Here is a 13,078-nt window from a genome sequence, read left to right as displayed (position 1 = left end):
CCGACACCGCGACGGGTCACGCCGGAGACCCTGCTCACGACCCGGCCGCACGACCGGGCTCAGGACAGCCGCTCGAGGATCAGCTCGCGGACCCGGCCGGCGTCGGCCTGGCCGCGCATCTGCTTCATCACCGAGCCGATCAGGGCGCCGGCGGCGGCGACCTTGCCGTCGCGGATCTTCTGGGCGACGTCGGGGTTCTCGGCGATCGCCTGGTCGACCGCCGCGCCGAGGGCGCCGTCGTCGGAGACGATCGCGAGCCCTCGGGCAGCGACCACCGCGTCGGGGTCGCCCTCGCCGGCGAGCACGCCGTCGAAGACCTGACGGGCCAGCTTGTCGTTGAGCGAGCCCTCGTCGACCAGCGCCTGGATGCGGGCGACCTGGGCCGGCGTGACGGGCAGGCCGGTGAGCTCGGTGCCCTGCTCGTTGGCCCGACGGGCCAGCTCGGAGAGCCACCACTTGCGCGCGGCCTGCGGCGGGCTGCCCTCCGCGATGGTCTGCTCGACCAGCTCGAGGGCCCCGGCGCCGACGGTGTCGCGCATCTCGAGGTCGGAGAAGCCCCAGGCCTGCTGCAGCCGGGCGCGACGCTCGCGCGGCGGCTCGGGCAGCTCGGCGCGGAGCTGCTCGACCCACTCGCGGCTCGGGGCGACCGGCACCAGGTCGGGCTCGGGGAAGTAGCGGTAGTCCTCGGCGTCGGACTTCTCGCGGCCCGACGTGGTGACGCCGGTGTCTTCGTGCCAGTGCCGCGTCTCCTGCGTCACCGACCCGCCGCCCTGCAGCAGCGCCGCCTGGCGCGAGACCTCGTAGCGGGCCGCCCGCTCGACCGAGCGGAGCGAGTTGACGTTCTTGGTCTCGGTGCGGGTGCCGAGGGCACCCGAGCCGGCGGGCGAGAGCGAGAGGTTGACGTCGCAGCGCAGCGAGCCCTGCTCCATGCGCACGTCGCTCACCCCGAGACCCAGCAGCAGCTCGCGCAGGTGGGCGACGTACGCCCGGGCGACGGCCGGCGCGTGCTCGCGGGCACCCACGATGGGCTTGGTGACGATCTCGATGAGGGGGATGCCGGCGCGGTTGTAGTCGACGAGCGAGTAGTCGGCGCCGTGGATGCGGCCGGTGGTGCCGACGTGGGTCGACTTGCCGGTGTCCTCCTCCATGTGGGCACGCTCGATCTCGACGCGGAAGGTGCGCGGGCCCTCGTCGGTCACGACCTCGACCTCGGTCCAGCCGTCGAACGCGATGGGCTCGTCGTACTGGCTGGTCTGGAAGTTCTTCGGCATGTCCGGGTAGAAGTAGTTCTTGCGCGCGAAGCGGCACCACTCCGCGATCTCGCAGTTGAGCGCGAGGCCGATCCGGATCGCCGACTCCACCGCCACGGCGTTGACGACCGGCATCGAGCCGGGCAGGCCCAGGCAGGTCGGGCACACCTGGGTGTTGGGCTCGGCGCCGAAGACCGTCGAGCAGCCGCAGAACATCTTGGTGGCGGTGCCGAGCTCGACGTGGACCTCCAGGCCCATCGCCGGGTCGTACGACGCCAGCGCGTCGTCGAAGGACAGGAGCTGGTCGTGGGCACTCATGGGCGCACCGCCTCGTCGAGCTTGTCGTGGGTGAGCAGCGGGCCACCCCACCGGGCCTCGAGCAACGCCTCGAGCGCCGCGCCCACCCGGTAGAGCCGGTCGTCGGCCAGGGCGGGGGCGAGCAGCTGCACGCCGACCGGCAGGTCGTCCTCGGGAGCGAGACCCGCCGGCACCGAGATGCCCGGGACGCCGGCGAGGTTGGCCGGGATGGTGGCGACGTCGTTGAGGTACATCGCCAGCGGGTCGTCGAGCTTCTCCCCCAGCCGGAACGCCGTGGTCGGCGCGGTCGGGCTGACGAGCACGTCGGCCTTGTCGAAGGCACGGGCGAAGTCGCGCGAGATCAGCGTGCGGACCTTCTGCGCCTGGCCGTAGTAGGCGTCGTAGTAGCCGCTGGACAGCGCGTAGGTGCCGAGGACGATCCGGCGCTTGACCTCGTCGCCGAAGCCCGCGTCGCGGGTCGCGCGCATGACCTCCTCGGCGCTCGGGGCGGCACCGTCGGGAGTGACGCGGAGGCCGTAGCGCATGGCGTCGAAGCGGGCGAGGTTGGACGACGCCTCGCTCGGCATCACCAGGTAGTAGGCCGCGAGCGCGTGCACGAAGCTCGGGCAGCTGACCTGCACCACCTCGGCACCCGCCTGCACGAGCAGCTCGACCGCCTCGTCGAAGCGCTGCTGCACCCCCGGCTGGTAGCCCTCGCCGCCCAGCTCGGTGACGACGCCGACCTTGACGCCGGTGAGGTCGCCGTCGGCGCCCTCGCGGGCCGCGCCGACGAGGTCGGGCAGCGGCTGGTCGACGCTGGTGGAGTCGAGCGGGTCGTGCCCGCCGACGACCTCGTGCAGCAGCGCCGCGTCGAGGACCGTGCGGGTGACCGGGCCGACCTGGTCGAGGCTGTTGGCCATGGCCACCAGGCCGTAGCGGCTGACGCCGCCGTACGTCGGCTTCACGCCCACGGTGCCGGTGACGGCGCCGGGCTGGCGGATCGAGCCGCCGGTGTCGGTGCCGAGCGCCAGCGGGGCCTGGTACGACGCCACGGCCGCCGCCGAGCCGCCGCCGGACCCGCCGGGGATGCGCTCGAGGTCCCACGGGTTGCGGGTGGGGCCGTAGGCGGAGTGCTCGGTGGAGGAGCCCATCGCGAACTCGTCCATGTTGGTCTTGCCGAGGATCGGCAGGCCCGCCTCCTTGAGGCGGCGCACGACCGTGGCGTCGTACGGCGGCACCCAGCCCTCGAGGATCTTCGAGCCGCAGGTGGTCGGCAGGCCGTCGGTGGCCAGCACGTCCTTGACGGCGATCGGCACGCCGTCGAGCTCGGAGAGCGGCCGGCCGGCCGCGCGACGCTCGTCGGAGGCCCGGGCGGCGGCGAGCGCGCCCTCGGCGTCGACGTGCAGGAACGCGTGGACGCCCTCGGTCGGCGTGCCGTCGACGGCCGCGATGCGGTCGAGGTGGGCCTGGACGAGCTCGACGCTGGTGGTCTCGCCGGCGGCGAGCGCGGCGGCCATCTCGGCGGCGGTCGCGTGGATGCCGCTCACTGCTCGTCACCCAGGATGCGCGGCACGGCGAACTTCTGGTCCTCGACCGCCGGTGCGCCCGACAGCGCCTGCGCGGGGGTGAGGCCGGGGGTGACGACGTCGTCGCGGAACACGTTGGTCAGGGGCAGCGGGTGCGACGTCGGGGGGATGTCGTCGGCAGCGACCTCGCCGATCGAGGCGACCGACTCGAGGATCACCGCGAGCTGCGGCGCCAGGTGGTCGAGCTCGGCGTCGTCGAGGTCGATGCGGGCCAGGTCGGCGAGGTGCCGGACCTGCTCGCGGCTGATCTCAGGCATGCGCGTCATCCTAGGTGGGTGCCTCCGCACCGCCTTCTTCCCCCTCGCCTGCTCGTCCTGGTCGTGACGTGCCTCGGCCTGCTGGTCACCGCCTGCTCCCCCGGCGCCGACGGCGGCGAGCCCGTCGCCGAGCCCCCGGCGGCCGCCCCGAGCGCAGCCGGCGGGCCCACGACGTACGTCGCCCTCGGCGACTCCTACACCTCCGCGCCCTTCGTGCCGCTGACCGACGTGGCCGGCGGCTGCTTCCGCTCCGACACCAACTACCCCTCGCTCGTGGCCGAGGCGCTCGGTGCCGAGCTGACCGACGTCAGCTGCGCCGGCGCCGACACCACCGACGTGCGCTCCCGCCAGCTCCGCGGCGTACCCCCGCAGGCGCAGGCCGTGACCCCGGAGGCGCAGCTGGTGACGGTCGCCCTCGGCGGCAACGACGGCGGCGTCTTCTCCACCCTGGTCGGGCAGTGCGGCCGTCCCGGTGCCCCGAGCCGCTGCGCCCGCGAGCTGACTGCCAGCGACGAGTCGCGGCTCGCCCAGCGGCTCGAGCGCACCAGCGACGACCTGCTGCGCACGCTGCGGCTGGTGCAGCGCCGCGCGCCCGACGCCCAGGTGCTGGCGGTCGGCTACCCCACCATCGTCTCGGCCGACCGCGGCTGCGAGGCGCTGCCGCTCTCCGACGGCACCCGCCGCGTGGCGGCGCGGCTCAACACGGCGCTCAACGACGCCGTCCGCTCCGCCGCCGAGCGCGCCGGGGTGACGTACGTCGACGTCGCCGAGGCCACCGCCGACCACGACATCTGCGCCGACGAGCCCTGGGTCAACGGCGCCGACACCGACCAGCAGCGCGCCCTCGCCTTCCACCCCTTTGCCGAGGAGCAGCAAGCCGTCGCCGACGCGGTCCTGGCGGCCGTCGACCGCTGACGCCCCCCCTTCGAGGCTCGCTGCGCTCGCACCTCAGGGAGCGGTCACGTCCCCGCTCCCCGAGGAGCCCGCGAGGGACGAGCGGGCGTCACGAGGGGCGGCCCGACACGATCCTGACACCGAGCCGCCCTTCGAGGCTCGCTGCGCTCGCACCTCAGGGAGCGAGGGGGCTCGCTACGCTCGCACCTCAGGGAGCGAGGGGGCTCGCTGCGCTCGCACCTCAGGGAGCGAGGGGCTCGCTGCGCTCGCACCTCAGCGAGCGGTCACGTCCCCGCTCCCCGAGGAGCCCGCGAGGGACGAGCGGGGGTCACGAGGGGCGCCGGCCCGACACCCCGCTCGATGTCAGGAACGGGTCGTCCCGACGGCCCGGAGCCGACACGATCCTGACACCGAGCCGCCCCTTCGAGGCTCGCTGCGCTCGCACCTCAGGGAGCGGGGGGCACGCTGCGCTCGTACCTCAGGAACCGAGGGGCTCGCTGCGCTCGCACCTCAGGGACCGAGGGGCTCGCTGCGCTCGCACCTCAGGGGAGCGGGGGGCCTCGCTGCGCTCGCACCTCACGGAGCGGGGGGCTCGGTGCGCTCGCACCTCAGGGACCGGTCACGTCCCCGCTCCCCGAGGAGCCCGCGAGGGACGAGCGGGCGTCACGAGGGGCGGGGAGGCTCAGAGCAGCTCGACCGACTCCCACTCCGAGTCGAAGGTGACGAGCCGGTCCCAGTCGGACAGGACCGGCAGGTACGCCTCCCACCAGGCGTCGTACGCCGCTCCGGTCGTGGCCGCCTCGAGGGCGGCGCGGCTGGTCCAGCGCTGGGTGGCGACGACGGAGGTGTCGTCGTCCTGCTCGAGCCCGAGGCCGACCTCAGGGCTCAGCCGGGCGTAGTGCGGGACGATCCGCGTGCGCACGAGGTCGACCACGTCGGCCACGGCGACGCCCTGGCGCAGCCGCCAGCGCTTGTGCAGGACGAGGCCCGGCATCAGGACAGCCCGTCGGGTCCCTGCTCGAGCAGGGTGACGAACTGCGCCTCGTCGAGGGTGGTGACGCCGAGCTGCTCGGCCTTCTCGGCCTTGGTGCCGGCGTTGTCGCCGACGACGACGTAGTCGGTCTTCTTCGACACCGAGCCCGACGCCTTGCCGCCGCGGCTGATGATCGCCTCCTTGACCGAGTCGCGGGTGAACCCCGCGAGCGAACCGGTCGCGACGATCGTCAGCCCCTCGAGGGTGCGGGTGACGGAGGCGTCGCGCTCGTCGGCCATGCTCACGCCGGCCGCGGCCCACGAGTCGACGATGCGGTTGTGCCAGGCGGCCGCGGGCTCCTCGTCGAAGAAGCGGCGCACCGACTCGGCGATGGTGGGCCCGACGCCCTCGGTGTCGGCGAGCAGCTCCTCGGGCGCCTCGCGGATCGCCTGCATCGACTCGAAGCGGGTGGCCAGGGCGCGGGCGGCCGTGGGGCCGACGTGACGGATCGACAGCGCGACCAGCACCCGCCACAACGGCACGTCGCGGCGCTCGCCGAGGTGGGCCAGCAGCCGCTCGCCGTTGGCCGACAGCACGCGGCCGTCGACGGCGACCTCGGCCTCGGTCTTCTTGGCGGCGCGGGTGAAGAGCTCGGTGCGCAGCAGCCGGTCGCGGTCGAGGTCGAACAGGTCGCCCTCGTTGGCGATCACGCCCGCCTCGAGGAGCGCGTGCGCGGCCTCGGCGCCCACGCCCTCGATGTCGAAGGCGCCCCGGCTCGCGACGTGGAAGATGCGCTCGCGCACCTGCGCCGGGCAGTGCTCGTGGTTGGGGCAGCGCAGGTCGCGGTCGCCCTCCTTCTGCTGGTAGAGCTCGGAGCCGCACGACGGGCAGGCCGTCGGCATCTCCCACTCGGGCAGCCCCTCGGGGCGCAGCGCGAGCACCGGGCCGAGGATCTCGGGGATGACGTCGCCGGCCTTGCGCAGCACGACGGTGTCGCCCGGTCGGACGTCCTTGCGCCTGACCTCGTGGGCGTTGTGCAGCGTCGCCTTCTCGACCGTCGACCCGGCGACCTTGGTCGGCACCATGCGGCCGAACGGCGAGACCCGACCGGTGCGGCCCACCTGCACCTCGATGGCCAGCAGCTCGGCGTTGACCTCCTCGGGCGGGTACTTGAAGGCGATCGCCCAGCGCGGCGCCCGGCTGGTCGAGCCGAGCCGGCGCTGCAGCGCCACGTCGTCGACCTTGACCACCACGCCGTCGATCTCGTGCTCGACGTCGTGGCGGTGCTCGCCGTAGTGGGAGACGAACTCGCCGACCTCGTCGAGCCCGTGGACGACCTTGGCCCGCTCGCTCGTGGGCAGGCCCCAGGCCTTGAGCGCGGCGTAGGCCTCGGACTGCGCCGCGGCCTCGAAGCCCTCGCGGGCGCCGATGCCGTGGCAGACCATGCCCAGCGCCCGGCGGGCGGTCACCCGGGGGTCCTTCTGGCGCAGCGACCCCGCCGCGGCGTTGCGCGGGTTGGCGAACATCGGCTTGCCGGCCTCGACCATCTGCTCGTTGAGCTGCTCGAAGGCCCTGACGGGCAGGAACACCTCGCCGCGCACCTCGAGCAGCCGGGGCGTGGGGAACTCGTCGCTGCCGGCCAACCGGTGCGGGATCGAGCCGATGGTGCGCACGTTGGGCGTGACGTCCTCGCCGGTGCGCCCGTCGCCACGGGTGAGCGCGCGCACCAGGCGGCCGTCCTCGTAGAGCAGGTTGATCGCGAGCCCGTCGACCTTGAGCTCGCACAGGTAGGCCGCGTCGCTGACGCCGTCGCGGGCCAGCCGGCCCGCCCAGGCCTCGAGCTCCTCGGTCGAGAAGGCGTTGTCGAGGCTCTGCATCGGCTCGAGGTGGTCGACGGCCGTGAACTCGGTCGAGACCGCCCCGCCGACCTTCTGCGTGGGCGAGTCGGGCGTGCGCAGGTCGGGCAGCTGCTCCTCGAGCTCCTCGAGCCGCCGCATGCGGACGTCGAAGTCGGCGTCGGACAGCGTGGGGTCGTCGAGCACGTAGTAGCGCCAGCGGGCCTCCTCGACCTCCTCGACGAGGCGGCGGTGCTCCTGGCGCAGGTCGTCGGCCGAGGCATCGTGGGAGGCGTGCGTCACGAGGCCATCTTGCCCTCGCCCACCGACAACCGGCAGCCGCCCGGGTACCCCATCCAGCGGGGCCCTCGGCGTCGAAGCGCCCCCGACCAGATCCGTGAGATCCCGAGCGACAGGAGCCCCGTGCCCGAGCACGACGACCGGCCCGGCCCCGGCCTGACCGCCTCCCGCCCACCCGCCGACCCGCGGGCGGTGGTGCTCATGCTCCACGGCGGCAAGCCCCGCGGGCTGGAGCCCGTCGGCGGGCGCAGCGCCTCGCGCTGGCGCTCCGACGTGATGCGGCGCGCCATCGACGGGCCGCTGCGCGACGACGGTGTCGCCGTGCACCTGCTGACCTACACGGTGCGGGGCTGGAACGCCGGCGCCGGGCCCGAGCCCTCCCCCGTCCCCGACGCCCGCTGGGCCCTGGAGGAGCTGCAGCGGGAGCACCCGGGGCTCCCCGTCGTGCTGCTCGGCCACTCCATGGGCGCGCGCACGTCGGCGTACGTCGCCGACCACCCCGCCGTCGTGGGGCTGGTCGCCCTCGCCCCGTGGCTCGGTCCGGAGGACCCCGTGCGCACCCTGGCCGGGCGTCACCTCGTGGCCGTGCACGGCAGCCGCGACCGGATCACCTCGGCGCGCATGACGCGGGCCTACGTCGAGCGGGCCCGGGGCGTCGCCGCCTCGGCCGACTTCGTCGACGCCGGCGCGCTGGGCCACTACATGCTCGCCAGGACCGGCCACTGGAACCAGCTCGCGCTCGTCGGCTGCCGCGAGGTGCTCGTCCGCGCCGGGGTGGAATGCGGAGCAGGACGAGATGGTTGACGCCGGCAATGTCTGCACGCGCCACCGACCCCGACCTGACCGACCCGCTCGCTGAGCCGCCCGCCCCGACCTCCGGCCGGGCACTGCGCCTCCCGCTGCTGGTCGGCCTGCTCTTCGGCATGGCGGGCTTCGGCTCGTCGTCGGCGGCCATCGCGCTGCCGACCCTGGCCGCCGACCTGGGCGTCGGCACCGGCGTCAGCGCGTGGGCGATCAGCCTCTACGCGCTGATGCTGGCCGTGATGACGGCCGTCTACGGCCGGGTCTCCGACCTCGTCGGCCCGCGGCTGCCGCTGCTGGTGGGACTGGTGCTGATGACGCTGGGGGCGCTGGCCGGCGCGCTGGCGCCCGACTTCGGCGTGCTGCTCGCCGCGCGCGTGCTGCAGGGCGCCGGAGCCGCGGCCGTGCCGACCCTCGGGGTCGCGGTCGTGAGCGCCCGCTACCGCGGCGCGCACCGAGGCCGGGCACTCGGCACCGTCGCCGGCGTCGCCGCCGCGCTGAGCTGCCTGGGCCCGCTGGCCGGCGGCAGCATCGAGGGCCTGCTCAGCTGGCGCGCCGTGATCGCGCTGCCCATGCTGGGCATCCTGCTGCTGCCCCTGATGTGGCGCGAGGTGCCGGCCACCGGCAGCGGCGCCCGCCTCGACGTCATCGGCGCCGTGCTCGTCGCCGCCACCGCCGCCGGGGTCGTGCTGCTCGTGCAGTCGCCCTCCACCGGACCGCTCGTGGCGGCGATCGGCGCCGCCCTGGCCGTGCTCGGCGCCCCCGCCGTCGCCGCCTGGGTACGCCGCCGTCCCCAGGGCTTCCTGCCGGTCGCGGTGATCCGCAACGCCGCCGTGGTGCGCAGCGCGGTGGCCGCCGCAGCCACGCCCGCCGCCTGGTTCGCGCTGCTCATCGCCGTGCCCGCCGTGCTCGTCGGTCGCGGCTGGGAGCCCTGGCAGGTCGGCGTCGCGCTGCTGCCGAGCGCCGTGACGGGCCTGCTGGCGCCCCGGGTCGCCGGCCCGCTGCTCGACCGGATCGGGCCGCCCCGCAGCCTGGCCGTCGCCTCGTCGGTGTCGTTCGTGGCGCTCGTCGTCGCCGCCCTCGGCGCCTCGGTCGGCAGCACCGTCGTCGCCGCCGTGCTCCTCGTCACGGCGGTGGTCTCCGTGACCTTCGCCTTCGGCCTCGGCCAGCCCGCGCTGATGGAGGCCGTCGGCGACGCCGTGCACGACGACGTGCGGGGGGTCGCGCTCGGCATCGCGACGCTGTTCTTCCTCGTCGGCGGCGGCGTCGGCTCCGCCGTCGTCGGTGGTTTCGGCGACACGCTCGGCATGGGTGCGGCCCTCGGCGGGCTGGCGGTGCTGCCGGTGCTCGGCCTGGTCGCGCTGGCGCCCCGGCTGCGCGCCGTACGGTAGCCAGGACCACGTGGGCGAGGTCACGCCCCGCGACAGGAACGTCTGCGCCGCCCGCGGCGTCATAGCGGGAAGGCTCGACGCCTGCCGACCTGCCCGCACCCGACCCGCAAAGGACCCATGCCCGAGGAAGCCACCGACGAGCCCCGCAAGCTCGACCTCTCCACCGTCCAGGTCGCGGCCAGCGCCCTGGCCGCCGTCTCCGCTGCCGTCTTCGCCTCCTGGTTCGGCACCGCCGGCACCCTGATCGGGGCCGCGCTCGGCTCCGTCGTCGCCACCGTCGGATCGGCGACGTACTCCTACTCGCTGCGCCGCACGGCCGAGATGGCGCGCCGCCGGGCGCAGCGGGTGCGCGAGTCGGGCGGGGCGCTCCGCGCCAGCCTCCCGCGCCCGAGGGGCTCCGAGCCGGGGCCCGACGACACCCGCACGCTGCCCGCCGACGCGGGTGACGACAGCGCCGGAGGTCCCGACGACCCGGCGGCGCCCTGGTGGAAGCGTCTCGACCCTCGTGGCACGGACCTCCCGTGGGTCAAGGTCGGCGTCGCCAGCGCCGCCGTCATGGTGGTCGCGATGGTCGTGCTCACCTCCTTCGAGGGCCTGACCGGGCGGTCGCTGTCGAGCTTCTTCGGCAACGACGAGACCAGCAGCACCACGGTGGGCAACGTCTTCAGCGGCAACCGCTCCGAGCCCACGCCGGAGCCGCAGCCCACCGAGGCGCCGTCGGAGGAGCCGTCGGAGCAGCCGTCGGAGCAGCCCACCGAGGAGTCGTCGACCGACCCGTCGCAGGCCCCGAGCGAGGAGCCGACCGAGACCGACGCACCGGTCCCGACGCCGACCTCGCCGACGACCCCGACCCCGTCGGAGGACCCCGACGCGGGGGCCGGCACGCCCAGCCCCTCGCCGTCCCCCTGACGGCCTCACCCAGGGCCCGACTAGACCACGGCCCGGTCCCCGGAACACCCGGGGCCGGGCCGTGGTTGCAAGGGGCAACTGAACGGAACCGTTCCGTTCCATCCGTCCCGAGGAGGTCCGTTGGGCCCGCGCCCTCGTGTGGTCGGCGAGCGCGAGGAGGAGATCCTCGACGCGACGCTGCAGCTGCTGCTCGAGGTCGGCTACGACCGGCTCACCCTCGACGCGGTCGCCAGGCGCGCCCGGGCCGGCAAGGCGACGCTCTACCGCCGGTGGGCGTCCAAGGCCGCCCTCGTCGTCGAGGCGACGCTGCACGGGCACCGGGCACCCCACCTGGACCCGCACGACACCGGCTCGCTGCGCGACGACCTGCTCGCGACGTTCTGCGGCCCGCGCGGACCCGTCGGTCCCGACGCCACCGCCCTGATGGGCGCGGTCGTCACCGCGCTGGGCAGCGACCCCGAGTTCGCCGGGCTGTTCCGCGAGGCCGTGATCGCCCCCAAGGTCGCCGCCACCGAGGAGATCTACCGCCGGGCCGTGCGCCGCGGCGAGATCGACGGTGACCTCGACCTCGACCTGATCGTCCCGGCCCTCGCCGGGATCGTCCTGCACCGCTACTTCGTCCTCGGCCTCACCACCGACGACGAGTCCGTACGACGCGTGGTCGACCACGTGATCCTGCCCGCCGTCGGCCTCCGGGCCCCGGCCACCACCTCCTGAAGAAAGCGCCCCGAGCATGACCGACGTACGCGAGCCCGCCGCCCCGGCGGACGAACCCGAGACCACGACCGACTCCGGCACCCACGGCACCACCCGCCTCGGCTGGGCCCTGGTGCTCATCTCCGTGGCGCAGCTGATGGTGGTGCTCGACGCCACCATCGCCAACATCGCGCTGCCCTACATCCAGTCCGACCTCGGCATCTCGCAGGCCAACCTGCAGTGGGTCGTCACCGGCTACGCCCTCGCCTTCGGCGGCCTGCTGCTGCTCGGCGGACGCCTCGGCGACCTCTACGGCCGCCGCCGCGTCTTCATGGTCGGCGTCGCGATCTTCGCCGTCGCCTCCGGCATCGGCGGCCTGGCGGCCAACGAGGCGATGCTCCTCGGCTCGCGCGGCCTGCAGGGCCTCGGCGCCGCCCTTGCCTCCCCCGCCGCGCTCGCCCTGATCACGACCAACTTCCCGGCCGGGCCGCAGCGCAACCGCGCCTTCTCGGTGTACGCCGCCATGTCCGGCGCCGGCGCGGCGGTCGGCCTGATCCTCGGTGGTTGGCTGACCGGCCTGACCCCCGACCTGCTCGGCACCAGCGTCGACGGGTGGCGCCTGACCTTCCTCATCAACGTGCCGATCGGCATCGTCGCCGCGCTCGCCGCGCCCCGCGTGCTCGCCGAGAGCGAGTCGCACCCGGGCCAGCTCGACGTGCCCGGCGCCCTGAGCGGCACCGCGGGCCTCGTGGCGATCGTCTTCGGCCTGTCCCGCGCCGGTGAGCCGACCCACGGCTGGGGCGACACCGGCACGGTCACCGCGCTCGTCGTCGGGGTGCTGCTCCTCGCCGCCTTCGTCGTCGTGGAGCGACGGGTCGCACACCCGCTGCTGCCCTTCCGGATCCTGCTCAGCCGCACCCGGGCCACCGCGTTCGTGACGATGATGATCGTCCCGGCCGCGATGTTCGCGATGTTCTACTTCCTCTCGCAGTTCGTGCAGAACGTCATGGGCTACTCGCCGCTGCACACCGGCGTCGCGTTCCTGCCCTTCAGCGTCGGCATCGTCATCGCCGCGACCGTCTCCTCCAAGCTCGTCGCCACGGTCGACCCCCGCTGGATCGCGGGCACCGGCACCGCCATGGCGGGCCTGGCCCTGCTGGGCTTCTCGCGGCTCTCCGTCGACGACTCCGCCTCGTCGATCCTCGGCGCGGTCGGCCGGGCGCAGGTGCACCTCGGCACCGACGTGTCGTACTGGACGGAGATCTTCCCCTTCATCGCGCTGATGTCGCTCGGCATGGGCGCGACCTTCGTGCCCATGACGCTGGCCGCCGTGCACGGCGTCGGGGCCCGCGACTCCGGCATCGGCTCCGGCGTGCTCAACACCATGCAGCAGGTCGGAGGCGCGCTGGGCCTCGCGGCGCTGTCCACCGTGGCGGTGCACTTCTCCACCGACCGCGCCACCCAGATCGGGACGAGCCTGCAGCAGGCCGCGGCCGGCGCGGGCGGCGGCGAGCCCAGCGAGGGCGTGCGCGAGGCCGTGGCCGGCCTGCTCTACCAGGGCGCCTTCACCGACGGCGCCACGCACGCCTTCCTGGCCGGCGCCTTCATGATCTGGACCGCCAGCCTGCTGGTGTGGGTCTTCCTCGGCGTGAAGCACGAGGAGCTCGCGACGGACGGCGCACCGGAGGGTGTCCACGCCGGCTGACCCTTCGAGACGGTCGCTGCGCGACCTCCTCAGGGACCGAGCCGAGAGGGTGGCTGCGCGACCTCCTCAGGGACCGAGCCGAGACGGTCGCTGGGCGACCTCCTCAGGGACCGAGCCGAGACGGTCGCTGCGCGACCCCCTCGGGGACCGAGCCGAGACGGTCGCTGCGCGACCTCCTCGCGGA

11 protein-coding genes are annotated in these 13,078 nt (G+C 74.6%); 6 read left to right on the top strand and 5 right to left on the bottom strand.

What is annotated here, in order from left to right; translation table 11 throughout:
* Positions 1–59: 59 nt before the first annotated feature.
* The 3 genes from gatB to gatC are packed head-to-tail and all read right to left on the bottom strand — an operon-like array spanning position 60 to position 3,390.
* Positions 60–1,568, bottom strand: a complete 1,509-nt coding sequence (gene gatB / locus ACYU8I_RS15940; protein ID WP_460842678.1) for an Asp-tRNA(Asn)/Glu-tRNA(Gln) amidotransferase subunit GatB — start codon at positions 1,566–1,568, stop codon at positions 60–62.
* Positions 1,565–3,064 (bottom strand): Asp-tRNA(Asn)/Glu-tRNA(Gln) amidotransferase subunit GatA, encoded by a 1,500-nt coding sequence (gene gatA / locus ACYU8I_RS15935; RefSeq protein ID WP_460842745.1) that lies wholly within the window; start codon positions 3,062–3,064, stop codon positions 1,565–1,567. The genes gatB and gatA overlap by 4 nt, the downstream gene beginning before the upstream one ends.
* A gap of 26 nt (positions 3,065–3,090) precedes the next feature.
* A complete protein-coding gene (gene gatC / locus ACYU8I_RS15930; protein ID WP_460842675.1) occupies positions 3,091–3,390 on the bottom strand; it encodes an Asp-tRNA(Asn)/Glu-tRNA(Gln) amidotransferase subunit GatC in 300 nt (99 codons plus the stop codon).
* Between the two features lie 18 nt (positions 3,391–3,408).
* Here gatC and ACYU8I_RS15925 point away from each other — a divergent pair, with 18 nt between their 5' ends.
* Entirely contained in the window at positions 3,409–4,305 is an 897-nt protein-coding gene (locus tag ACYU8I_RS15925; protein ID WP_460842673.1) for an SGNH/GDSL hydrolase family protein, read from the top strand.
* Positions 4,306–4,966: 661 nt separating this feature from the next.
* Here ACYU8I_RS15925 and ACYU8I_RS15920 read toward each other — a convergent pair.
* Both ACYU8I_RS15920 and ligA read right to left on the bottom strand, forming a co-directional pair.
* Complete coding sequence (locus ACYU8I_RS15920) at positions 4,967–5,278, bottom strand: hypothetical protein (RefSeq protein WP_460842671.1); 312 nt, start codon at positions 5,276–5,278, stop codon at positions 4,967–4,969.
* Entirely contained in the window at positions 5,278–7,395 is a 2,118-nt protein-coding gene (ligA, locus tag ACYU8I_RS15915; protein ID WP_460842669.1) for an NAD-dependent DNA ligase LigA, read from the bottom strand. The genes ACYU8I_RS15920 and ligA overlap by 1 nt, the downstream gene beginning before the upstream one ends.
* A 120-nt stretch (positions 7,396–7,515) precedes the next feature.
* On the opposite strand from ligA, the gene ACYU8I_RS15910 reads away from it, so the two are divergent.
* The 5 genes from ACYU8I_RS15910 (at position 7,516) to ACYU8I_RS15890 (ending at position 12,894) form a co-directional block, all read left to right on the top strand.
* Positions 7,516–8,196 carry an alpha/beta hydrolase gene (locus tag ACYU8I_RS15910; RefSeq protein ID WP_460842666.1) on the top strand — a complete coding sequence of 227 codons (681 nt, stop codon included), beginning with the start codon at positions 7,516–7,518 and terminating at the stop codon, positions 8,194–8,196.
* An 8-nt stretch (positions 8,197–8,204) separates the two neighbouring features.
* Positions 8,205–9,584: an MFS transporter gene (locus ACYU8I_RS15905; protein WP_460842663.1), complete on the top strand. Its 1,380-nt coding sequence runs from the start codon at positions 8,205–8,207 to the stop codon at positions 9,582–9,584.
* Positions 9,585–9,701: 117 nt separating this feature from the next.
* Complete coding sequence (locus tag ACYU8I_RS15900; protein ID WP_460842660.1) at positions 9,702–10,493, top strand: hypothetical protein; 792 nt, start codon at positions 9,702–9,704, stop codon at positions 10,491–10,493.
* A gap of 120 nt (positions 10,494–10,613) precedes the next feature.
* A complete protein-coding gene (locus ACYU8I_RS15895; RefSeq protein WP_460842658.1) occupies positions 10,614–11,210 on the top strand; it encodes a TetR/AcrR family transcriptional regulator in 597 nt (198 codons plus the stop codon).
* Between the two features lie 16 nt (positions 11,211–11,226).
* Positions 11,227–12,894 carry an MFS transporter gene (locus tag ACYU8I_RS15890; RefSeq protein WP_460842656.1) on the top strand — a complete coding sequence of 556 codons (1,668 nt, stop codon included), beginning with the start codon at positions 11,227–11,229 and terminating at the stop codon, positions 12,892–12,894.
* The last annotated feature ends 184 nt before the right edge of the window (positions 12,895–13,078 follow it).

Source organism: Nocardioides marmoraquaticus, assembly GCF_054777915.1.
This window is presented reverse-complemented; position numbering and strand designations above follow the sequence as displayed.